A 24,109-nucleotide genomic window follows, 5' to 3' on the forward strand; every position below is an offset into this window, starting at 1 on the left:
ATAAAAAACAAACTGCATAAACCATTTGAAGGAAACATTAAACGCTTAATTATACGGAGAACTTCAACCAGAAAATGGTTTGTATCAATACTTACTGATGTTGAAACTTATCAACCACTTAAAAAATCTGATAAGTCAGTAGGTGTTGATGTTGGAATTCTTTCCTTTGCTACATTATCAAATGGAACGTATGTTCCCAATCCTAGTGAATCGATTCCAAAATAAATCCTTTATTTTGTAGTAGGTTCGTGATATATAGGCAAACTCAAAAGTCTAGGTTTGTGAACATACTTTGGAATCGAAGTACTAGATTTTACATACAAGAAGAAAAGGCACTGGCAAGAGCTAACAGGAAGTTATCTAAAGCAGAAAAAGGAACTCCTGAAAGAAAGAAATGCCTTAAAACATTATGTAGAGTCTACGAACGAATTTCTAACAAAAGAGAAGACTTTACTCAAAAACTCAGTAAAAGTCTTGTTGATAATTATGGTATAATCTGTTTTGAAGATCTTAACATTAAGAATATGTCAAAAAATCACAATCTGGCTAAACACATTCTTGATGCTGCCTGGAGTAAACTTGTAACTTATACTTCCTACAAAGCTGAAAACGCTGGTAGAAAACTAGTTCTTGTAAATCCTAAGAATACCTCTAAGATGTGTTCAAGTTGTGGTATGCTGGTAGAAAAAGACCTGTCAGAAAGAACTCATAATTGTCCTTTCTGCGGTCTATCTATCAACCGTGATCTTAATGCTTCTATTAACATTCTCAGACTGGGATTACAGTCTGTTCGTAAAACCGATAGATGCCCCTCATTTTAATGAGGGGAGCAGTCACTAAGTTAATATTAACGATTGTTATAAAATCCAAAACTACGACTGTTTTTCGATATCAAGAACAGTATAAAAAAGAGACTATGTGTATCAGATAATTTTTTTGCATTTGATAGTGAGTAATCGAAGGTAAATGTATGAATTTCCAATATTAAGTCAAATGATAACGATTTTAGAATTATGTCTAAAGTCTATGGAGTAGATATTTACTAAAACACATAGCTGCATTTAGCCGACATCGGTTTTATTCATTGAGTCAACAAGATCCAATAAATTTCTCGTTCTTAATTTATAATCGTTTTAATATAATGGTGCAAAAAAGAATTCATCCATTAGATTAACGTGTTACTTCTCATTTTATATTTTCATACTATGCGTGTTTTGTACATATACTGAGAAATTCAGAAAAATTGATTGGAATTTGTCCTAGGGAATCTATCCGAGGTAATTTTTCATTTTAGAACGGCTTAATCGGCGGAAACTCCAGTATTCCTATAGTCTCCTGAATGAATGAGTTTAGAAAAGTAGGTTTAAAGCAGACTGTTAAAATTACTAAAGTTGCGACATTATCTTCAATTTAATTCTTTTTTAAAAGTATGTTTGCCGGATTATGTTAAACACACCATAGTTACATTTATACAGGTTCAGAAATTTTGTGTTTTTTAACAGAGGTATGCTAAGCCTTTAAATCGAAAAAAACGTATATCTTTAAAGAGGGTTTATAACGCCTCTAAATTGAAAAAAGCCTCTTTTAATTAATATTTTGCTGAACCGGCATAGTTATAATTATATAAGCATAGACATTTCATGACTATGACTATATAACTGTGACGGAGGATTAAAAAACCTTTAAATAAAAAAATGAGTTCTTTTTACCCTCTTTTTTCAGACCAAATTTTAAATACTTGAAAAGATATCACATGTTAAAGTGTTTAATTCGGAGGAGTATACGGGACTCCTCCAAACACTTTAAAGAAAAAAGTGCTATTATGAAACTCACATTGAAACATAAGCTTTGTTGTGATGTTAGAGACTTCCGAAAGACAGATGATTATCTTCATCGGGCTGCTATTTGGATTAAATAACTTTTTCCCCTCTGTTTGAATGAAGAGTTTTTCCTGATTATTTTTTTCAAGACTTTATTTCCTTGAGATAGTTGTCCTGCAACTAGCAGAACAGATTTCTTTTTTCGAGTTCTTAGTAAAGAAGGTCTTTCCGCAATTCTTACAGGCTTTTTCTATCAGCGATTTCTCTCAATTTCCTGTCCTTGAGCGAGCGAAGATAGTGAAAAGGACCTCGTGCTCCCGAGCGAAACTCGGGTGCCGAAGCGAAATTCAGGCGTTCAAACTCCTTTAAAATAATGCCCGGTAGTATATTCAACCCCTCTTGCAGGTTTCAATTTTACCTCTTTTCCTGCAATAGCCTGTTTATACACTTCTGTAATCTCTTTTACCTCGGCAGGAGTATTGAAAGAAAGGTCAAGCCTGATCACGTCCACGCCATACCCTTTAATATTCTTAATATACTTCAGCATATCAAGGATCTTAGAATTATAGATAAGGGTCCGGGTGCCCAGGCGCTGGACTGGAAACTCAGAGCCGCTCTGATCAACAAGGAGCACTTCGCTTTCTTTTCTTACGATTTTTCGGTCAACTAGGGGCTTTAAGAGGTCATTCTCCGTAATAAGCATCAGTTCCCTGCCGTAAACTAAAATTTCGGTCTGGCCTGAAATCCCACATGTATGGAGCGTTTCACAGACATGTTTTATTTCGCTCAGGTTCAGTTCACTTGAAAGGGTTGCCCTGTAAGCGCCTGCCTGATACAAGGTGCTGGCAGTAAAAGCATTGAAGATATTGAAGTCCTTCTGGGCGACAAAGGGTATGAAAAGCTCTTTTGCAAGCTGAGCGGCTCCGAGGCTGGAACATGCCACACTGAAACCGGCATCCCTTATTTTTTCCAGCACGGGTTTTAATTCATTCAGTTCACTGTCGTGTGTAATTCTGGGGATCCTGAAAACGAGCTCGGTTCTTTCTGCTTTCAAATCCTCAAGTTTCTCCGCATTTTTGGGAGACATCAATTCTTCAAACAGTGATGCCGGAATATAAGCAATATCTGCTCCAGCTATGGCTGCCCGTAAGAGAGAGGAAATCTCCTGTACTTCAACGCTCAGGAGGAGTTTCTTTGAAGCTGTGCCTTTTACCCTGGCCCTGTTTATGCTGATTTCATTTTTACCGATTTCATTCTTACCGACTTCATTTTTACCGATTTCATTCTTAATTTCTTCGTCTTGATTTTCTGTACCATCTTCTACAGTGCATAGTCGGTTGAAATCTGCCAGATCAGGGTGTTTTTGCTCTTTTTTCTTTGCCGTAAGGGTTTTTTCCAGAAGGAGTTCTGCGGCTTTTCTCCTCGTATTCTTAAGCACGCCGACCGGGATAAAGATATTTTCGTCAGCTTCTATCTCAATAGAGGCGGCTTCAAAAGGAGTGTCCCCAAGGCTTTCCATTGCCTTTCTTATCTGCTCTTCAGTTGTTGGGACTTTCTCGGCTTCCTGGACGATATAGTCATCCGCAAACTCTGCATACGCGGATTCTTCTTTTCTGCTGCCCCTTCCGTTTTCTTCCCTCTTTCCGCTGTATTCCTTTCTGACGTTTTCTTCTCTTATCTCAACCTTAAACCGCTCCCCTTTCCTGGCTATTGCCTTCAGGCTTACGGGGAGAGCTTTCAGTTTTGTTTTCTGGAGGGTATCAAGGAGCTGAGTATCTGTTGTAAGGTAAATTTCATCTCCCCTCTGGACGGCTCTGCCTGTTTTCGAGCTGATTTCAAGCCCTACCTTTTCGCCTTTCTTTGCGTTTTTTACGCGCTCGCCAGTAATTGTAATAATGCCTGTTACTGCAGAGCCGAGCATCCTTTCCCGCGTAAAGATGCTTATGCCGTCTTTTACCTGGATGTCTTCTTCCAGCCGGACTGTAAGTTTTGTGTTCCCTTTTGAACGGGAGATGTCCAGGACTTTCCCGAGGAATGCACCGTAGTTTGAGCTGTATCTGGGGTGGGACACACCTTTTTCCCCGAGTATGAAACCCCTGGTAAAGCCTCTGTAAAAGAGTTTTGCAAGCTCGGCTTCTCTTGTTTCGAGTTCCTCTCGGGTCGGGTTTTCTCCGGGACTGCATATGCTTTCAACTGCAGCTTTATAGGCAGCTGCACTTGCAGTCACGTATTCGGGCTTTTTCATCCTGCCTTCGATTTTAAGGCTTACGACCCCTGTTTTTACTATTTCCTCAAGCCCTGTGAGAGTTGAGAGCTCGGCACAGCTTATGGGGTAACTGCCCCCTATATGCCTTTCATCAATTTCCCTGCCGTTTACAAGGAAACTGTATCTGCGCCTGCAGGGCTGGGCACAGGCTCCCCTGTTTGCGCTTCTGTCGTGCAGGAAACTGCTGAAGAGGCATTTGCCTGAATAAGAATAGCAGAGGGCTCCATGAACGAAGACTTCAATACCCACGTTAGAGTGGTCCACAATATCCTTTACTTCGTCAGTAGTAAGTTCCCTGGAAACGATCACCCTTTTTGCTCCCAGGCGTGCTGCAAAATCCGCTCCCTCTTTATTGTGGATAGTCATCTGCGTGCTTGCGTGAAGGTCCAGGTCCGGATAGATCTCCTTTAAAAGCCTGAGAAGCCCGAGGTCCTGCAGAATAATTGCATCGATTCCGGCTGCGTATGCGCGGTCCACTATATCAAGGGCTTGCTGCAGTTCTTTTTGTTTGATAGGAATGTTCAGGGCAAGGTAAACAAGGACTCCGTATGAGTGAGCCAGGTCAACGGCAGCTTCCAGGTCATCAGCTGTGAAGTTTTTGGCTCCCTGGCGGGCATTGAATTCGCCGACCCCGAGGTAGACGGCATCGGCTCCTCCCTTGATTGCGCCGAGCAGGGCTTCGTTATCGCCGACCGGGGAAAGGATTTCAGGAGGATTGCAGGAAAAATTTTTGTCAGACATATCAGATCAGGGGATATTTTATTCAGATAACTGTAACTTCTGGTGAATGGAAAATTTCGGTAGCTGAAAAGCTGTGGTAACTGTAAAGAAAAAGGGCTTATGCAAATCATTTTAGAGCCGGTTTAAAACGTAAAGGTGCTTCTCGCATAAAAAATGGATGGTAAGGTCCGGAATGTCTACAAAGTAGACCCGCATTTCTTACCCGCTTTTATTCCCTTTAAATTATTTTAAATTATTTTTGGTCTTTTAACCTTCCTTATTGCTCTTTAACCTTTTTTATTGTCTTTTTTGTCTCTTAACCGCTCTTATTGCTCCTTAACCTGTTATATTGATGTGTCTTTGATTTGATGGTTTTGAGGTTCATCTGAACTTTATTAATTTATTAATTTAGATATATACTGAAACTTATTTAAATAAATAAGTCTAATATCCTAACAAACATTAGTATTATTGGAACATTCTTTATTTCTGGAGAATGCTTATCACATTCAAATGAAGCTATGAATTTAAAGAAAAAAAATGAAATTGAATAAAGTAATTTCGTGGTTGTTGCCTATGAAAAGTATACTTGTCGTGGAAGACAATCCTTTAATTATGGAACTTGTCAGGACTCTACTGGTTTCATTTGGATACGAGCCAATAGAGGCTGTGGATGGATCTATAGCTATAGAACTATGCAAAAAAAGTAAACTAAACCTTATATTATTAGATATACAGTTGCCCGGGATTGACGGGACTGAAGTATTAAAAATATTGAAAGAAGATCCTGCCACACGGGAGATCCCGGTTATTGCCCTTACAGCCCATGCTATGCGCGGTGATGAGGAAAAGTTTCTGAAAGCAGGATGTAGCGGTTATGTTTCCAAGCCTATCGATATCCATAGATTCAAATCGATTATAGCAGAATTCATCGCATGAAGTGAAAACAGAGAGCAGGGGTATTATTTTTGTTTTATGGAAACTATATAATGCCAGGTTTTTTCAGAAATATATTTGGGAAAAAATCGGATGAGTTATTGATTATTTTAGTTGCAGGACTTTTTTTTACATTCTTTGCCTCCTACTTTGGCCTTTTTGAATCCATTGTTTTATTCGTTGAAGAATACAATTCCCGGAAGCTCGGAGGGCTGCTTACTCTTTCTGTCTATCTCACCTTTGCTCTCGGAATTTTCTCTCTGAGGCGCTGGATGGAACTTGAAAATGTCCTGGTACTCCAGGAGCAGGCAGAAGAGAGCCTCAGGGAGAAAGATAAAAGATACAGGGCTCTGTTTGAACAGTCAAATGATGCAATCGTGATTCTGAACGAGGAAAAAGTCCTGGATCTTAATAAAAAAGGCCGGGTAGCCCTCGGGCTGGGCGATGGGGAGCTTGAGAACGTCTCATTGGAATCACTGGTGCCCGGAGAATATTTGCCAACAGTCAGGGAAGCCCTGAAAACTACCCTTGAAAACGGGGATGCACGTTTTGAAATGAAAATTCAGAAACATGACGGGGCTCTTATTGATGTGGAGGTTAGCTCTTCTTTCTTGAGCCTTGAAAACAGAGAAGTCCAGTTTGTTGTCAGAGACATAACGTCACGTAAAAAAGCTGAAAAACTCGAGAGGGAAAGCCATGAGAGGTTGAAAAAGCTAATTGACAACGCTCTCTGCGGTATTTTGCTGGTAGATGCCACTACACACGAAATAGTGGAAGTAAATCAGGCAGCTGAAGAAGCAATAGGGCTTTCGAGGGAAAATCTAATCGGACATGTTTGCCATAAATTCATCTGTCCTGCTGAGAGAAACAGGTGTCCGATAACTGACCTGGGGAGGACTGTCGACAGGTCTGAAAGAATACTACTCAGAAATGGAAAAGACGAACATTTACCTGTCCTGAAAAGTGTGGTGCCTGTAAAAATAGGAGATAGAGAGTACCTGATAGAGAGCTTCATCGACCTCTCAGAACGCAAAAAAGCCGAAGAAGAGCTGTTGCAGGCAAAGCTTGCTGCTGAAAGTGCCAATAGGGCCAAGAGCGAGTTCCTGACAAACATGAGCCATGAACTTCGGACCCCTCTTACCGCAATCATCGGATTTTCGGACGTGATGCTTGGCGGAATGAGCGGAGAATTCAATGAGCAGAATAGAAAGTTTCTCAACAATATAGCTAACAGCGGAAAACATCTTCTCACTCTAATAAATAATATTCTTGACCTTTCCAAAATTGAAGCAGGCAAGATGGAACTGGAGCCGGAAACGTGTTCAGTATCCGAGGTATTTAACGATACCAGAGCTATAACCTCAGCTCTTGCTCTGAAAAAAGATATCTCAATGAAATATAGTGTGGAGCCCGAGCTTTCGGTCTATGCTGATAGGGTGCGTTTTAAGCAGATTATTTACAACCTTATAAGTAATGCCATAAAATTCACATCAAAAGGCGGGTCAGTAGCAGTTTCAGCCACAAAAGCAGGAGACTCTGTCAGGGTCAGTGTTTCGGATACAGGGATAGGAATCTCAGAGGAAAACCAGAAACTCCTTTTCCAGCCATTCAGGCAGATAGATTCCAGTATTAATCGCCAGTATGAAGGTACAGGCCTCGGGCTGGCTCTTGTCAGGAAGTTTGTAGACCTCCACGGAGGCAGGGTCTGGGTCGAAAGCGAAACTGGAAAAGGTTCGATTTTTACATTCGAATTGCCTTTGAAATACAGGAAACCTTCCGAAAAATACGTAAGCGGTCCGGGTATTTCCGAAAAAGCTGTCCCGCTGATAGCCAAAAAGGAAGAAAAAGAAGAAAAGGAGGAAAAAGAAGAAAAAGAAGAAACCTTAGAGCCAGAAAGAGATGATAAAACCGGGACTCAGGTAATGACCCCCGTAATTATAGAGCCTTACGGAACCACAGGGGATGAGAACCTTGTACTTGTTGTTGAAGACGATGAAATGGCAAGGGAACTTCTAATTATCACACTTTCTGAGGCAGGATACAGGGTTGCTTCAGTTTCCAGCGGGAAAGAAGCTCTTTTGCTGGCGCGTAAATTGAAGCCTTCTGTGATTACTCTTGACATTATGCTGCCAGGGGTTAGCGGCTGGGATATTCTGAGAAATCTTAAAAAGGATTCTGCTACAGCCGGTATCCCTATCCTGGTTATTTCCATGGATGATGACAAAAACTGCAGCATCCTATGGGGTGCGTTTGACCATTTGATCAAGCCTGTAGAAAAAGAACATCTCCTTTCCAGTCTGCAGAAAATAAAAGGAAGAACAGCTGCAAACTTATCTCCTCAGATTCTAATCGTAGACGATGAACCGGCTATAATCGAACTCCTCAGTTCCATTATAGAGCAGGAAGGATACGAACCGGTCTGCGCATACAGCGGCAGGGAAGCAATCGAGAAAACCAAAACATGTCACCCTGATGCGATCCTCCTTGACCTCATGATGCCGAAATTTACGGGTTTTGATGTCATCAAGGCTCTTAAAGAAAATCCGGAGACTATAGACATCCCTATCATCGTATGTACTGCCAAGGATCTTAGCTTTGAAGAAAAGGAGCTGCTCAACAGAAATGTTTCGTGTGTTATGCAGAAAGGAAACATAAACAGGGAAATCCTTCTGAACGTCCTGCATGGGGTTGAGGATGGAAAATTTAAAAGCAGACTACTAAACCCCTTAAAAAACTCTCAGCAAGCCCTTAAAAAACCCTTAGCAAGCCCTTAAAAAATCCTTAACACGCCCTTAACAAAACCTTAATTCTATTAGAAGCAGGAGCGATTTCAATAAAGAAGTAGGTTTCAATAAAGGAACAAATTTCAATAAAGAAGCAAATTTAATTATCTGCAGGCTCTTCTTTATTAAGGAAGTCAAGAATTGCCTCTGAATATTTATCAGGGAAATAGCGTTCTCCGGAGTGCTTTGTGTTCTCAAAGATAATAACCTGTACCTCCGGAAGCTTCTCTGCCATTGCTAGAGTAATTCCGGGGGGCGTGTACTCGTCTTCCGTACCAACAATAAGCAGGGTTTTGCTCCTGATTTCAGGCAGGCGTTCGTAGGTGCCGTTCCATTCCAGGTTTGCATCTGCCTGTTTCCGGATTGTCGGGCTTATTTCAGAATTGTCTGCAAAGGATTGAAACATACTTTTGAGAAGTCCGGCTTCAGGGGCATTAACACTGTAAACCGCAGACGAGAAAATTAACTTATCAACTTTTTCAGGATAATTAAGAGCCAGCTCCTGGGCAATTGATGCACCCATTGATGTCCCGAATATACTGGTTTCCGGAATTTCAAGCGCTTCAAGCAGACCTGCAGTATCACTGGCAAACAGTTCAAGGGAGTAATTTTCCCCGTTATCCGAAGAGTAACCTACTCCTCTGTTATCGAATGTGATAACCTGGTAGTCCTGAGCCAGCTCCCATACAAAAGTTTCGTTCCATGTATCCATGGTTCCCCCAAATCCCATTATCAATAAAAGTGGCTCTCCTGACCCAAATTCACGGTATCCGAGTTCGACTCCGTTAACAGAAACATAATTTACAGGGGAAGAGTCGAGGGAAAAGTTTGAAGCCATTAATTGCTTAGCTGAGTCTTTTTGTTGAGCACCTGTACACCCTGAGCCTGCAATAAATATAAGAAATAACACCAGAAAGAGAAGGCTCGTCAGGATAAACGGGTTCTTCCTGATAAACGGACTCTTCAGAGTATTCAGAGCAAACAAGTTCTTCAGAGTAAATGGATTCTTCAGAATGATCGAATTCTTCAGAATAAATGGGTTTTTCAGAATAAGTGGGTTCTTCAGAATAAGTGGGTTCTTCAGAATAAGTGGGTTCTTCAGAATAAACGAGTTTTCCAAAGATAATAGGCTTTTAAGACTCATTGCCTTTGGTTAAACGCAGCCTCTAAGCATAAATGTTCCTGCTCCGATTTCCATATCTGGAGATAGTTTGGAAACAACGAGGAAGTATCTCACATCAGAATTATCTTTGTGTTTCCTGAACAATCATCAGGCCAGTCCCTCATTCTACCCTGATCCTGAAAAGAAAGCTCCTGTCCAGAATCCGGACCTGTAATAAATTTTCAACTCTCATTGAATTTTTTCCTTATTAGAAAATCACTGCCAATTTCTAAACTGGAGTTCATAATACAGTGTTTTTTGAGTTTTATGAATTTATCTCCAGACTTTCAAAGAATATTCAATACTTATAACAGAGAATTTATATATATTTGGGACAATTAAATTAACCTGAACTAATAAATTCATATCAGGTTTAGAAACAGCTCCTGCAAAGATTCCTTTAGGAGGGATGGTAGCAGGTACGTGAAATTCATAAAATACGAGACTAATGATGCCCGGGCAGGACATTACAATCAAGAGGCAAAAGCTGACCCTCTTTACCCCTTGCCTGAAAATCGTTTCGTATGGCTTTTTGATAGCAAACTTAAAGCTCAGCTTAATGGGAGATGCCTCCGCGTCATGAAGGATGTCTCCAGATCGAGGCCAATGCGTGCGTTTTTGGTCTTAGGAAAGTAACCTGGTAAAACAGGAGAGACTGTGAATGTATAAATATGGCATAGATATTTATTAGTAATTAAATATTAGCTGATTAGACGAACAATCTGAGTATTGGATAATTTGCTTTATTTATAATATCATAGAAACTCTATTTAGAATTCTTATCAGGGATTTTTACTCAGGATTTTCCTATCAGGAATTTCTATTTAGAAATCTTTCTTCAGAATTCACTATTATGATTGAATCTGCTTTTACCGGTTAAAATATGATGAAGCTTTGTAAAAAATTGAAGAGCATTGCAGAGATGTAATGCAAAACAATCCGGAAAATAACCAGCCCAGGAATAATATCCTTAGAATATATGCAATTATTGGCTCAGTACATGCAGAAAAATTAATTCTGCGATAAAGCAACCACACCTTTGATTAGCATATTTTCCGAAGCTTCATCCGGAACGAAAAATGTCTTTATAGCAACAATTCAAAAAAGTTGATCGACGTTGTCTCAATTTTTTAAAAGTATACAAAACCCCGAAAAAGTCTAATGTCACTGACCTCTCTTTGAACAGGTCCTTCGTGAGAAAAGCCCTGGCCTTTCCCTATCTGAGAGGGCTGGAAATCAGGCTACAAACTCCAGAAAACATAGCTTTGAAACTCCAGGAGACCAGGGTATGATAAGCGATGAAGAAATGAGATCCGGGAATATTTTGAATTTGTTCTGGAAATTTGCCTTCCCGGCAGTTGTGGGAGTCGTCATTGCCGGAATCCAGGGAATAATCGACGGTTTCTTTATAGGGAACGCAGTTGGAAGCCAGGGACTTGCAGGTATTACCCTTGCTTATCCCCCTTATCTGGCTATAATCGGAGCAGGTATAATTATCGGAATCGGCTCTTCCAGTCTTACAGCCCTGAAACTCGGAGAGGGAAATACCAGGGAAGCCCTGGAGATTGTGAACAATGCTTTTCCCTTAAGTCTCCTTGCAGGAGCCATTCTTACTGCAGGCGGGCTGATCTTTTGCGAAACCTCTATTAACTTACTCGGGACCAGCGGGCCTGCCCTCTCCTTTGCCCGTGAATACCTCCAGGTAATTTTTGCGGGTTCGGTTTTTATGATTCTTACTATTGCCCTCGAGCCCCTGGTAAGGAATGACGGGAAGCCGAAACTCTGCATGAGCATCATGGTTGCAGGCGTGGTCGCAAACGTCGTACTTGACTACCTTTTTGTCATGCGCATGGGAATGGGCATGTCAGGTGCAGCCACTGCAACAATGATTTCCTTTGCCCTGCCGGCAGTACTGCTTACGAGCTACCTTTTCGGCAGCGAGGCTAAGTTGAAACTCAGGCTTAAAGCAATGAGAATTAAAACCACTACCTCGGTGCAGATCCTTAAAGCAGGTGTCCCATCTTTTGTGATGCAGATGTCGTTTGCTCTCGTACTCTTTGTGCAGAATTACATGCTGCTCAGATACGGTTCCGAGCTTGCGGTCTCAGCCTATGGCATTATAGGGTATGTATTTTCAGTTTTCTACATGCTCTTTGAAGGGATAGCCCTTGGTGTGCAGCCGATTATAGGTTTTAATTACGGAGCTGGCAACTATGGAAGGGTTTTAAAGACTCTCAAACTGACAATGCTCTCGTGTACCCTCATCGGAGTTCTGGGATTTGCACTGGTCTACCTCTTCCCGGAAAGCCTGGTACAGATCTTCAGCCAGAATGACTTCGAACTTCTGGAAGTTACACTTAGAGGAATGAACATTTTCATGTTCTCTCTGCTCGTTGAAGGCATCGTGCTGCTTACTGCCATTTATTATCAGTCGATTAACAGAGTGAGGGCAGCACTTTTCATCCATCTTGGAAAGATCTTTATTTTCCTCTTTCCCTTGCTGTTCATTCTGCCTCAATTTTTCGGCCTGGACGGAGTCTGGTCTGCACCGCCGACTACGGAATATATTATGATGGCAGTGGTGACAGTTATGCTTGCAAAGGAATTCAGGTTCCTCAGGAACAACGGAAATGCAGAGATCAAGCAGCAGCCAGCAGAGACGAAACATGTAACATCGGTTTCCAGAAACAGTGTAAAAGCAGGGAGTGAGGAGAGTACAGGTTTTATTACTCTCAGACATGCTGAAAATGCAGAAACCTCGTGAATCAAACCCTTAATGTTTTATTTCATATGGTTGCGGTTTTGAGAAGGGGTAGAATGCCCCTTACCCACCATAAATTAAATCGGTAGGTTATACGCAAACCGGGAGTTTACTGATCTTTCTATCCGGACTTTTTATCCAGACTTTTTTACCTGAACTTTTTATCCGGACTTTTTACCTGGATTTACTTTTGCTGCGCTGCAGACTTGCTTTTCATATTTTATTCGATGAAGTGGCGGAAACAGGTCTTTTTTATAACTTAAAACAAAAATTTATATAGTCTGAGCCCTCTGTATACTCTGAAGCATATTATTTACAGAGTTAGAAGAGTCCGAACTTTCTAAGGGCTAAGGGCCTTTTCTGAATACGATAAGTAAGACAGGATACAATAAGGGAAATGAAATGAGGGTTATCTATGCCTGATAACGAACAGAATTATTGCAAGGCAACAATAGAATATTCCAGGGTACTTTCTGTCTGGAAATTTGCACTTTTCTCTGTAGCATCTTTAGGGATTTATCAAATATACTGGAATTATAAAGGATGGAAATTTTTCAAGGAAAAAGATAACCTTAATGTCTCTCCTTTCTGGAGAACGTTTTTGATGCCCTTTTTCATGTCTTCATTATTCTACAGGTTTTCTGATATGTTGAAAAAAGAAGGTCATCATGTCAACTATCCAACATCATTTCTCATACTTTTCTGGATGTGGATAAACACAACAACTATATGGAAAGAGCCAGTTTGGCTGCTTGCTCATCTCTCTTTTCTGTCATTCATTCCGGTTTTAAATTCCCTGAATGTTTACTGGCATGAAAAATCTCCTGAACTTTCAGAAAAACCCCTCACAGCTAAGGAGATAGTTTTTCTAGTAGCAGGAATACTCGTTTTCCTAATTGCCCTCGGGGACTCTTTCAACTTTAATTAAAAAGGAACCTGAATATATTGAAAAGTACCCATGTACTAAGAAATACTCCTCTTGACTCCGAAAATGGTTTTAATCTACAGGTAAATATAAGCACCTCCGCCATCCTGTCTAGCGGTTCTTCAAAGTTCCAGTTCCTTATTATATCTTACCAGTAAAAATTTTACAGTTAGGCGCATTTATTCCTGAGTAAAAGAACTCCAGATGTCTCAATTGTAATAACCTCCGGCTGAGAACTTACAAAAAATATATTTACTTTAACATAGTAAGTGCAACATTATAAATTTTTAATTGTGAGCTTCGATTCTTAATTATAATACAATTCTTAACTGTAGTCAGATCCTTGACTCAAATCAGATTTTAACTCTCATACTAAATTCTGAGCCTATAATTCAAAAAGGATACTCGACCCTGATGAAACAAAACGATAGTACACAGGAAAAAGCCCTTAAAGTAAAAAGGTTTGTCAGTTATCTCTTACCGGCTATCATATTTGCCCTGGCTTTATGGACTCTGGATAAACAGATGCACCATCTGCGTCTGAGCTATGTTCTGGAAAGTATTGCCGGTATTCCTCTAAGCCATATAGGGATCGCTATCGGTTTAACTTTTTTAAGTTATGCCGTGTTGACGGGTTACGATTATCTTGCAGCCCGCCATATCAACCAGGCCCTGCCTTATAAACAGGCTGCAACGACCTCTTTTATCAGCAAGTCTATCAGTCACACTGCGGGCTTTAATTTTCTGACAGGAAGTTCTCTCCGCTACAGGCTATACTCAGGATATGGGTTGAGCTTGAGCCAGGTATGGGAAATCATAGTTTTTAGTGTCTCTACCTTCTGGGTCGGATTTTGTTTTATTGCAGGCTTGCTTTTCACATTTTATCCTGTAAAACTGTCGAATTATACACCTGCGATCCCTATTCCTTTAAATGTCGTAGGAATCCTGTTACTGCTGCTTGTTGCTGCTTATTTTTATCTCTCATTCCGAAGACGGGACCTTGAGGTAAGGGGGTATAAGATAAGGATCCCTGAGCCGAAAATTGCTCTCCTGCAGCTCGCCTTATCCTCCGGGGACTACCTGATTCCAGGTAGTATCATATATCTCCTCCTGCCCTCAAACCCGCAGCTTACTCTGCTACATGTGCTCGTATTCTTCATGCTGGCGCAGCTGATAGGGTTGATAAGCACTGTCCCTGGTGGGCTCGTTGTTTTTGAGACTGCCATGCTGTTTATGCTGGAACCTTATTTCGGCACGGTCGATATCCTGAGGCCTCTTGTACTCTTCAGGCTTATCTATTATTTTGTCCCATTCCTGCTCGGTTTTCTGGCTCTTATATTTCACGAATTTGAAGAGAAAAAAGAGTTTCTGAAAAAAGCCGGAAAGCTCACCTATTCCAGCCTGTCGGAAATAACACCCCAGGTCTTTTCGATCGTGATCTTTTTTGGGGGCATTTCCCTCCTCTTCTCTGGAGCCCTGCCTTCAAACCCCAGGTATCTGCATGAAATTACTTACATGGTCCCTCTTCCTCTGATTGAAGCTTCCAGGCTCTTTGGAAGTATAATAGGTGTATTACTCTTACTTCTGGCAAACGGGCTATGGAAGAGGATCGACGGGGCTTATGTGCTCTCCCTTATAGTCCTTTTACTGGGAGGTGGCTTTGCCCTTCTGAAGGACTTTGATTATCACGAAGCTGCAGTGCTTTTTACTATGTCTGTCCTCCTGTTTCCCTCGAGGAAGCATTTTTACAGGAAGTCTTCACTTTTGCACCAGTCTTTTAGCAGGGAAAATATAATTGCAATAACTCTGGTGCTTGTAAGCTTTGTCTGGCTCGGATTTTTTTCATACCGGAATGTGGAATACTCAAACGAACTCTGGTGGCAGTTCGGGGTAAATTCCCAGGCATCGAGTTTTTTAAGAGCCGTAGTAGGAGTCTTCTTCCTTTTACTGGTCCTCGGGGTCATGAAAATGCTGAGCCCCTTTTCAAAGGATATCCACCTCCCGGGAGCTGAAGAGCTGGAGCTCGCAAAAACGATCGTGAGGGAAAGTAAGGAACCCCTGGGGAACCTGGCGTTTACAGGTGACAAATATCTGCTTTTTGATGACAAAAAAAAGGCTTTTTTGATGTACGGAGTCTCAGGAAAGAGCTGGATTGCTATGGGAGACCCTGTAGGGCAGAGCGACAGAATAAAAGAGCTGATCTGGGACTTTTATGAAATGAGTAAGCTGCATCAGGGAAGAGCCGTCTTTTACGAAATAAGTGAAAAACATATCCCGATTTACCTTGACCTTGGCCTGACCCTGATCAAAATAGGGGAAGAAGCAAAAGTCCCCTTAGAGTCCTTTACACTGGAAGGAAGTGCAGGCAAAGATTTCCGTTATGCAGTGAAAAATGTAGAAAAGAAAGGGTACTGGTTTGAAATTATCCGGCCAGAAGACGTAATTGCCCTCATCCCTGAACTTAAACAGGTCTCGGATGCCTGGCTGGAAATGAAAACCGGAAAAGAAAAGGGATTCTCAGTAGGATTTTTTGACGAAAAATATCTAAGTAATTTTCCTCTTGCGATTGTCAGAAACGAAGAAGAAATCGTTGCCTTTACAAATATCTGGACAGGAGCAGGCGCAGAAGAATTCAGTATTGACCTGATGCGTTACAAATCCAGTGCTCCGGCAATGGATTACCTTTTTGTCAAACTCATACTCTGGGGAAAAGAGAACGGATACAAACGCTTCTCCCTAGGAATGGCTCCGCTTTCAGGCCTTGAAAAGAGGCAGTTTGCCCCCCTCTGGCATAAAGTCGGGTCTTTAATCTTTGCCAACGGCGACTATATTTATAACTATAAAGGTCTGAGGGCATATAAAGAAAAATTCAATCCAATCTGGAGCCCGAAGTACATTGCTCTCCCTACAGGGTTTAAGAAGAGCCTTGCTCTGAAAGATATTGCAGCCCTGATCTCAGGGATGAAAGATCTCTTTTAAGAATGCGTAATTTTTTCGAACTTATCCAGCACCATAAACATAAATTCCTTCGTTCCAGCCAGATGTTTCTCCTTCCCCACCATCTCTTCCTTTTTCTGAATAAACGGCCCGTTCCCCATCTCATTTCCGAACCGCCCTATCATGGACTTGACCCTCCCTTCATGCACTTCAGGATGGAACTGCAGAGCCAAAACTTGGTTGTCATATATGAAAGCCTGGTGCCTGCATCCCTCACTTTCATAAAGGTGCACAGCTCCCTCGGGCAGATCAAAGGTCCTGGAATGCCAGTGAAAAACAGTGATCTCTTCCGGTAGCCCTTTGACAAATTCAGGTTTATTTTCTACTGCTACCGCCTTTATAGGGAACCAGCCCATTTCCCTATGCCCGTTTTCATAGACGCGGGCGCCGAGCACATCGGCAAGCAACTGAGCGCCGAGGCAGATCCCAAGAACTGGTTTTCCTGCTTCGATTGCCTGTTTGATAAAGGCTTTTTCGTCTCTCAACCAGGGATTTTCGTCATAATCGTAAATTCCCATAGGACCGCCCATAATAATTAGAAGGTCAAAAGAGTCAAACGAAGGTGGATTTGTAATTTTGTAAAAACGGGTTGAATCAAGGAGGTGGTTTTTAGTTCTGGCGTATTCTTCAATTGTACCAAGGGTGTTAAGAGCGGAGTGCTGGAGAACGTGGATTTTCATAGATAATCAGTTTAACTTTGAGACATGAACGTTTAGAGTTTTCTATTCATCTGTAACATGGAAAAATGGGTGATTCTTGATTAGTCGGTTGATGCTGTTTACGAGAATGCTAGAGAATCCTATAGAAAAACTGTAAAGAAACTCACTACCTAGTCCGAGAAATATATCTCTCGAGCCCGGAAACAGCATTTTAATTTACAGCTAGATATAAACGCCTCCGCCAGCTCGTCTGGCGGTCCTTAAAAAAGAAAGAAAATTGAAACTGAAAAATAAATGTTGGAAAGAGGTATTTTTCAGATAGTTTTAGCTTTTTATTTGCTCCTTGATGGGATTTTGGTTTTTTTCATTTTTGACTTTTTCAGTAATTTTTTATGTTGATTTTATCAGCTTTCTCTTCTTTTTTGGGTAAGCCGCTCTACTGCGTCGAGCGTGACAGGAAGGGTTTCATATAGCTAATAACGGTACATAGTTCAAAGTTCAGGATTCTGCATATAGAGCCAATCAGTTTTCCTTTATGCTCAAAAATCAATTATAAAGGCGTCCAATCTTTACACCTTTATTTCCCATGAGATGTGCCGACCCACTCACAAACACGAGACGAGAAATATCGTATGATCGTGCTGCGGTTCACGGGTGTTTTCATCTATCGAGGAAAATTTACGAACACCCAATCGAAATAAACTTATTTATATTCCAGAATGTTCTAAAAGATGATAGACAATGAAACTTGACACTATAATACGCAGTTTTCTGATAGCTGGTTTGATATCTCTTTTAGCATTGATTCTGGAATCGGCTTACTACGGGCTGCGCAACGCGGCTTATTCTATTACCAGCCCTTTTGTCAGTACAGGTATAAGCAGCCCCATAAATATGATATTGATAACTATAATATTCGTATCCAGTTTCTTAATCATGTTAAATAAGCTATCTAAAAAAGAAAGAGTGTGAAAAGATACAGATTTTCTTCACTTCAAGTCCCGTATAAGTTTAATTCTTATCAGTCGACCCTTATCAGTTGAACCTTTATCTATTGGACCTACCAATAAGATCAATAAGATCAATAAGATCAATAAGATCAATAAGATCAATAAGATCAATAAGACAAATTAGTGTGCTTTTAGAGATGTGAAGCTACATTGATAGAAAGCTAAGTACTTGTTGTCAAAAGCTTGAAATGTCTTAAGATGGTCTCATTTCGTCCTTTGATATCCAGAATAACTCCTTCCCACTTGCATGAGGCAGTAAAAAGAGAGGAGTGTTAATTCTAAAAACATGTGGATAGAAAAGTTAAGAAAAAGGTTACCAGGAACCCGATTAAGGTCTGCACTGCTGTTTATAATCTGCAAGATTCGTTTTGATAACTCTGAATTCTGAGTTTTTGGATCACTCGTTTTCAGAATGAAAGGATTTGCACCATTTTCTATTGCCTAGTGCATAAGTTCTTCTCCGACTCCCGTAAATAGAATGAAAGGAATGTTGATTCTCTTACCGCAGATAGTTCTCAGGAACGTGATACCATTCATATTAGAACAAAAAATAAACATAATTAACCAACCTGCTTGTTGCATTCACATAACTATCTGTAAATCTATCAGACAAGACCTACCATGATCTAAAACCAGTAAACTAGAAAAAAGAAAAAATTTAATAAAAAATTAAAAAAGCAAATGGAAAGCAGTTTAAAGCTTGATTTTCGTAGCCAGTTCTTGGAAAATCTTTCCTTTATCTGTAGTGATGAAAAGCCCGTTTTCATGCCTGATAAGCTCTTTTTCTTTTAACATTTCCAGATATTTCCGAGCGATGTTGAAGTTAAGATTTACCTCATAAACAATATGGGTTTTCTTTGCTCCATTATTTGCAATTTTTAAAATATCTACTGCAATATCAGTCCTGCTTCTTCTCTGAATATTGACTCCTCCCCCACAATAGATTCAAAAAATCTTTGCTAGAATCCCACACTCTAAAATATCTCAAATAATGTCTTTTAATCGGTAACAAAGATTTTAGATATTAGATGCTTTCCTTTCTATATAATATTTTCTATGATATATAGATAATAAAAATATAATTTAATCTTGGTATATATTGAATTCAAGAATCATGAGGATTTCAGAGAGATTTTGGAATAAGTAATTGAAAAAAGGAGGGTATTGTTGGAAGTGCTGGCAAAATACAGACATCATGCGCTTGTCCAAGGCTTCATGGTCTTTATATCCATTCGAAGTCCTGTCAAACAAAACCTACCATAACCCCTACTACAAGCCCCCTATAGAACGAGACTCGAGAAATTTGATTACAAAGGCTTCAAGCTTAAAGAAAACCCGTATCTGGGCTTCTTATTGCATTACATATTCAGAAGATTAGTTATCCAGTTTAAAAAATAGAATCGTTAAATGTCTATAAATGTATACTTAAACCACGGTATCTATTATGCTTGATTTTGGATCTCAAGTAAGTAAGTCCTACGGGACAAAGTACTATCCTTAGGTCAATGTGTAACTAAATTTCGGAAGAATTTTCTTTCTGAATTTTAAGTTAACGTCACCCATTATCCGACTGTAGAAATTGTTTGAATTTTAAGACAGGCTCTTAAAAAAAGCCAAGATTCAAATTATTTCCTGGCTACTACATTGAAGGATTAGAAAATAGAATAGTGGGTTGGGTTGTGAGTCAGTAAACAAAACGGTTATAGGAATTTTAACAAAGAGAAGTGGAATATTAGTTTTATTTTTTATATTAGTTTTATTTTTTATATTAGTTTTATTTTTTGTCTTCTCTATTCCATTCCATTAAAGCCTTTTCAATGGATATTAAAGTGAACATAGTAGTATTGAATATCTCGTCCGGGTGTTGTGGCATCCAGCTGATTTCATCGAGAACGTCTTTTGGAAACCTGACAATGTCGTTCAGATCTTCTCCTATCGTCATGAAATTTTCAGTATATCGTAAACCATACCTGCTATTATTACGCGCAGTGATAGAAATGTACTGAGTAAATGACCCGTCAGTCATTATATCCCTTGAATATCTGTACTGAATTTCTTCAGCACAATCCGAGTAATCATTATTCAGTCTTCTGACGGTATCCGGAATCGATTCACCAGCTTTCTGCAAAGCTTTCAGGTCTGATAATACACTTTTAGAAAGTCTGATAGTTTTGTATTGCTTCATATTACTGTTCATGTAGTTAAAACGTATAAATAGACTACTACATAAGTAGTTAAAATTACATGTGCCTGGAGAAAATTTCATGGATTTTTTGAGTAATAATTAACGAGCTGGTCCCAAAACTCAAAATTGCCCCTCCGGATCTCATATTCTGAATGATCAATTGAGGTTATAATCATGAAAAATAGTTCTCAAACTTTACTGATTTGAGAATAAAATAGGTTTTGGAATGAGATCATAAACATAAACGAACCCGTCTTTAAAATAAATTGCAGGTTTTAATTTAGTGAACTCCGCTTTTGTAGAAAACTTATGGGATCATAAGTTTTCTAAATAAATTTTTCAATTTCAACTGAATGGCCTGATATGTTTTTTATATGTCTATTTTTTGGCCTTTTGCAGACAATTTAAATAATCTTCTACAAAGCATTGTTTTCAGATCTTTTTAAGCATAAGGGACATTATGCCCGACCTGGAAGGCTTCATAGATTGAGGCTGGAACATATCCATCATGCCAGAGGATCCGAACATTTCCTCGTTGACCCGGCTGGTTATTTCATCGAATATCATCTTATAGGCGACGCAATGCGGGTCGACAGCTTTTACTTCCCCCTCAGTGGGTACTAAAGCATTGTAAGGGCATCCGCCTCTGCAGTACTTGATATGGGCGCATTTGCCGCATGCAGTGTCTACAAACTCCTTAAATTTGTGCATGAGCTTCCAGGCATCGGATTGAGCGAGGTCTGCCATTGTCGGGCGGTCATAGACGTTTCCCATTACATATTCAGGCATCCCTACGAAGCGGTAGCAGGGATATATTCCTCCGTCCGGACCAACTGCAAAGGTATCTCCCATGCAGTCCACGAAGGTGCAGACAGTGCCCCTGCCTGTGAACACACATTTGCACAGGTGGTCAATATTCATAACCTCAATTCTGCCCATGTTTTCGAGATATTTGTCAAGAAGGTAAATTAAGAGTTCTCCGTACTCTTCAGGGTCAAGTGCCCATTTCTCGGGGTTGTCACCCTTCAAAGACGGCAGGCAGGGATGCAGTTTAAGTGTCAGGCCTTTTTCCAGGTAAAAATTAAAAATATCCTCTTTGAACTTCACAGAGTGGGAAGTAAAAGTAGTAATGAACCTCACATTCAGCCCATGGGCTTTTGCAATCTCGTAGCCTCTCATTGTCTTTTCATAGTATCCCTTTCCCCTCTGCAGGTCATTAAGCTCCTGCGGACCGTCCAGGCTGGAGCCGATCGGAATATTGTATCTGGCAAAAATCTCGGCTATTTCCGGAGTAAGTTTCCAGAGGTTTGTCTGTATGGCAAAAGCAATTTTTCTGGAACTCAAACCCTCAACCAGCAGGGGTAAGGCTTCTCTGTAAAATTCTTCCCCTGCAAGGAGAGGTTCTCCACCATGGAAAGTAAAAGTAACCGAGTCCTGCCTGAAGATTTTCAGCCATTCAACCACTTCTTTTATGGTTTCAATGCTCATTATCGGGGATTTTTCCTCAGAACTCCAGCAATAATTGCAGTTAGCAGGACAGCCCAGGGTAGGGATTAGCATCACATGAAAAGGCATATTTAAAGCTCCTTTTTTTTAAGCTTCTTTAAATTATTAGTAGTTTTCTAAAAGTTATCCTTTCCATTAACCAGGAGTTTAATAACTCCTTGATAATTTTTTAGACTTCTTTTTTGATAATTTCTTTTTCTTCTAAACCTTGCAGGGCTGAAGCCATTTGCCAGTCACACCAGGAAATAATTACAGGTAAATTTGCATTACTCAGAGAATCTGAATACAGAAATACGTTCCTTGCCTGAGAAATACTTCCTTTGACCCTGAAAGGCGGATTTCAATTCACAAATAAATATAAGCACCTCAGCCAGGCAAGCTGGCGGTTCTTTCAAAAAAGACAAATGCAGGAAAAAGATAAAAGAAGGAAGGATAAAATGTTTGAAGCAGGTGGTCCATAGTTAATCGGTTGATATTACTACAGGGCAGCCTTAATGGCATCTTTCTTAATGGCATCTTTCAACCTTTCTTTACGACATCGTGCGCGGCATGGTCGATCGACTTTAATCAAATTAAGGTCAATCTTCAACTGCACTGGGAAAAATATAGTGTCAAAATATCAACTTCTTGACCGTGGACGATCAAAAAGTAATAAAAATCAATAAAGCAAATGTAAAAAGAGTATTTTTCAGGTACAACTTAACATTCTGTTTTGACCGCATTCCCACAAACTCTTTACTTTACTTTATTTTCAGGTTTTTTTACTGGTTCCTCAGTCGTTTCTATTTGTTGCTTTTTTCTCTTCTTTTTTCTCTTTTGGCTTTTGGGAAAAACCGCTCTCCTGTGTCGAACGTGACAGAAACGACCCGGTATAACGAAAAAGGTTGTACCGGTTATGGATATTTTTAATTCAGCCCTCTTAAGTAAAGCTCACTATAAACCATAAATTAGTCCTCTTGAGCGAAACGAAGTGGAGCGAAAAGGACCGCGTGCTGTTGCACTTGCAGTGCAACTCCCAGAAAATATCTGATTTCCTGTGATCCCGAAGCGCAACTCGGGTTTCATTTCAGTTTTGCCCTTGCGGACTCTACTGAACTTTCACTAACAACTTTTCCGGCAAAAACGTCAGCAAGAAGCTCAAGTTCGTCCTCAGAATGGTTTTTTGTGAAAGTCATGAGCGACAGCTGCCTCAATACAGGAGTTTTGTTATTATGGCGAATGTGCCATACTTCGTGAGCAATTACGGCTTTTAATTCCGAGTCGTCCATCAGTTCAAGCATTCCCATTGATAAGAAAATGCTTTTTCCCGAAGCAAATGCCCCGGGTACTGCTGAATCATAATAATACACCTTTGCTCTGTCAGTTAGACTATTCACAAATGCCTGAGGCCAGTCCATGATATCTGTAATTGGCTGGGCGCCATATCTTCGGATCAGGATTTTGTAATAAACTCTTGGCAGGAGTATAATAATTACAGTTGAAAGAATGACGTAGGCGGTATAGATTTTAATTGTCAGCATTTGACTGCACTGCATAGCGGAAACAATCGTGCCTATAACAGAGACCATGAATAGCTGTGCAGCAATGAACGAAGAAATCCTGAGAACCGGTTTTCTGGCTCTAAGATAAAACGTGAAAAGCAGAAAAGCCAGGAATGCCTGTATCCCTATTAATGGCAAAAGGTCGGAGCCGGTGATGCATGTAATATAACAGTCAATTTCCTGTGTTATGGAGAACATGTCTACTACTCAAAATCAACCGGAATATACTTGTTTCAAGGATTTACTTATTATTTTTGTAAGTATGAAAGTTTTCAATAGCTACCTTGCCGAAGGTATCTACAAGACTGTCCAGTACTTTCTTTGTGATGGTGTTTGCTGTATTGTCCATAGACTCGGTTGCAGAGTACAGATACCGGACTCTGTGGCCGCTTTTATCTATAGTTCTTTTTGCATAACCGGCTTTTACAAGTCTGTCAAGTGTCCCTGCTACGCTGGATAAAGGGATACCTGTTTTTTCGGTAATTTCCGGCGTTGTTGACTCCTGGTTTGTCCACAAAACATGCATAATCTGGGCTTCAATGGGACTGAAAAATTTGGTTAAACCCTCATTGGAAAGATTTATTCGGTCTAACTTAACCATGGCTTTACAACTGCTGTAAACAAATATAAGCCTTGTGATGAGTTCTAAGGTCACTGTTTTTCAGTCCTGACATGTTTAACCTCGGCTAGTTTATCCTTTTTGTCTCAGGCAGTTTACATCTGGCGTAAAGTTAAAGTACGTTTACACTCAACGTAAAGTCAGGCATTTACATCAGATGTATAGTAAATTCTATTCAATGTAATATTCGATTCAGTTGTATCCGATTTTATTTGATAT

Annotated in this window: 15 protein-coding genes and 1 pseudogene; 8 read left to right on the forward strand and 8 right to left on the reverse strand. The window is 40.2% G+C overall.

Annotated elements, in window-relative coordinates:
• Together FXV91_RS12930 and FXV91_RS12935 are read left to right on the forward strand one after the other, a co-directional pair.
• Positions 1–225: pseudogene (locus FXV91_RS12930) on the forward strand (RNA-guided endonuclease TnpB family protein); the annotation flags it as partial.
• A gap of 56 nt (positions 226–281) precedes the next feature.
• Positions 282–821 (forward strand): transposase, encoded by a 540-nt coding sequence (locus FXV91_RS12935; protein ID WP_345945516.1) that lies wholly within the window; start codon positions 282–284, stop codon positions 819–821.
• 1,354 nt (positions 822–2,175) lie between these two features.
• Here FXV91_RS12935 and FXV91_RS12940 read toward each other — a convergent pair.
• A complete protein-coding gene (locus FXV91_RS12940) occupies positions 2,176–4,827 on the reverse strand; it encodes a U32 family peptidase (RefSeq protein ID WP_229391011.1) in 2,652 nt (883 codons plus the stop codon).
• Positions 4,828–5,382: 555 nt separating this feature from the next.
• Between FXV91_RS12940 and FXV91_RS12945 the strand changes: the two genes are divergently transcribed.
• Positions 5,383–5,745, forward strand: coding sequence for a response regulator (locus FXV91_RS12945; RefSeq protein ID WP_229391012.1), 363 nt, complete (start codon positions 5,383–5,385; stop codon positions 5,743–5,745).
• Between the two features lie 29 nt (positions 5,746–5,774).
• Entirely contained in the window at positions 5,775–8,516 is a 2,742-nt protein-coding gene (locus tag FXV91_RS12950) for a PAS domain-containing hybrid sensor histidine kinase/response regulator (protein WP_229391013.1), read from the forward strand.
• Positions 8,517–8,625: 109 nt separating this feature from the next.
• Here FXV91_RS12950 and FXV91_RS12955 read toward each other — a convergent pair whose 3' ends face one another.
• Positions 8,626–9,363 carry an alpha/beta hydrolase gene (locus tag FXV91_RS12955; RefSeq protein WP_229391014.1) on the reverse strand — a complete coding sequence of 246 codons (738 nt, stop codon included), beginning with the start codon at positions 9,361–9,363 and terminating at the stop codon, positions 8,626–8,628.
• Positions 9,364–10,110: 747 nt separating this feature from the next.
• On the opposite strand from FXV91_RS12955, the gene FXV91_RS12960 reads away from it, so the two are divergent.
• The 4 genes from FXV91_RS12960 to mprF all read left to right on the forward strand — a co-directional run bounded on the left by FXV91_RS12960 (position 10,111) and on the right by mprF (position 16,352).
• Positions 10,111–10,323, forward strand: a complete 213-nt coding sequence (locus FXV91_RS12960) for a hypothetical protein (RefSeq protein WP_229391015.1) — start codon at positions 10,111–10,113, stop codon at positions 10,321–10,323.
• A gap of 652 nt (positions 10,324–10,975) precedes the next feature.
• Positions 10,976–12,451: an MATE family efflux transporter gene (locus FXV91_RS12965; protein WP_229391016.1), complete on the forward strand. Its 1,476-nt coding sequence runs from the start codon at positions 10,976–10,978 to the stop codon at positions 12,449–12,451.
• 412 nt (positions 12,452–12,863) lie between these two features.
• Positions 12,864–13,376, forward strand: a complete 513-nt coding sequence (locus FXV91_RS12970; RefSeq protein WP_229391017.1) for a hypothetical protein — start codon at positions 12,864–12,866, stop codon at positions 13,374–13,376.
• A 411-nt stretch (positions 13,377–13,787) separates the two neighbouring features.
• Positions 13,788–16,352 (forward strand): bifunctional lysylphosphatidylglycerol flippase/synthetase MprF, encoded by a 2,565-nt coding sequence (mprF, locus tag FXV91_RS12975; protein WP_229391018.1) that lies wholly within the window; start codon positions 13,788–13,790, stop codon positions 16,350–16,352.
• On the opposite strand, the gene FXV91_RS12980 is transcribed toward mprF, so the two are convergent.
• The 6 genes from FXV91_RS12980 to FXV91_RS13005 form a co-directional block, all read right to left on the reverse strand.
• Positions 16,349–17,050 carry a type 1 glutamine amidotransferase gene (locus FXV91_RS12980; protein ID WP_229391019.1) on the reverse strand — a complete coding sequence of 234 codons (702 nt, stop codon included), beginning with the start codon at positions 17,048–17,050 and terminating at the stop codon, positions 16,349–16,351. The two genes, mprF and FXV91_RS12980, sit on opposite strands and share 4 nt — an antisense overlap.
• A 1,682-nt stretch (positions 17,051–18,732) precedes the next feature.
• Entirely contained in the window at positions 18,733–18,984 is a 252-nt protein-coding gene (locus tag FXV91_RS20260) for a winged helix-turn-helix domain-containing protein (protein ID WP_345945520.1), read from the reverse strand.
• 829 nt (positions 18,985–19,813) lie between these two features.
• Entirely contained in the window at positions 19,814–20,224 is a 411-nt protein-coding gene (locus tag FXV91_RS12990) for a hypothetical protein (RefSeq protein ID WP_229391020.1), read from the reverse strand.
• 432 nt (positions 20,225–20,656) lie between these two features.
• On the reverse strand, positions 20,657–21,799 hold the full coding sequence (locus FXV91_RS12995) for a TIGR04083 family peptide-modifying radical SAM enzyme (RefSeq protein ID WP_229391021.1): 1,143 nt from the start codon (positions 21,797–21,799) through the stop codon (positions 20,657–20,659).
• Positions 21,800–22,791: 992 nt separating this feature from the next.
• Positions 22,792–23,469 (reverse strand): M48 family metalloprotease, encoded by a 678-nt coding sequence (locus FXV91_RS13000; RefSeq protein ID WP_229391024.1) that lies wholly within the window; start codon positions 23,467–23,469, stop codon positions 22,792–22,794.
• A 43-nt stretch (positions 23,470–23,512) separates the two neighbouring features.
• Positions 23,513–23,872: a BlaI/MecI/CopY family transcriptional regulator gene (locus tag FXV91_RS13005; protein WP_229391026.1), complete on the reverse strand. Its 360-nt coding sequence runs from the start codon at positions 23,870–23,872 to the stop codon at positions 23,513–23,515.
• Positions 23,873–24,109 lie beyond the last annotated feature (237 nt).

This window comes from Methanosarcina sp. DH2, assembly GCF_020804225.1.
Lineage (GTDB): Archaea > Halobacteriota > Methanosarcinia > Methanosarcinales > Methanosarcinaceae > Methanosarcina.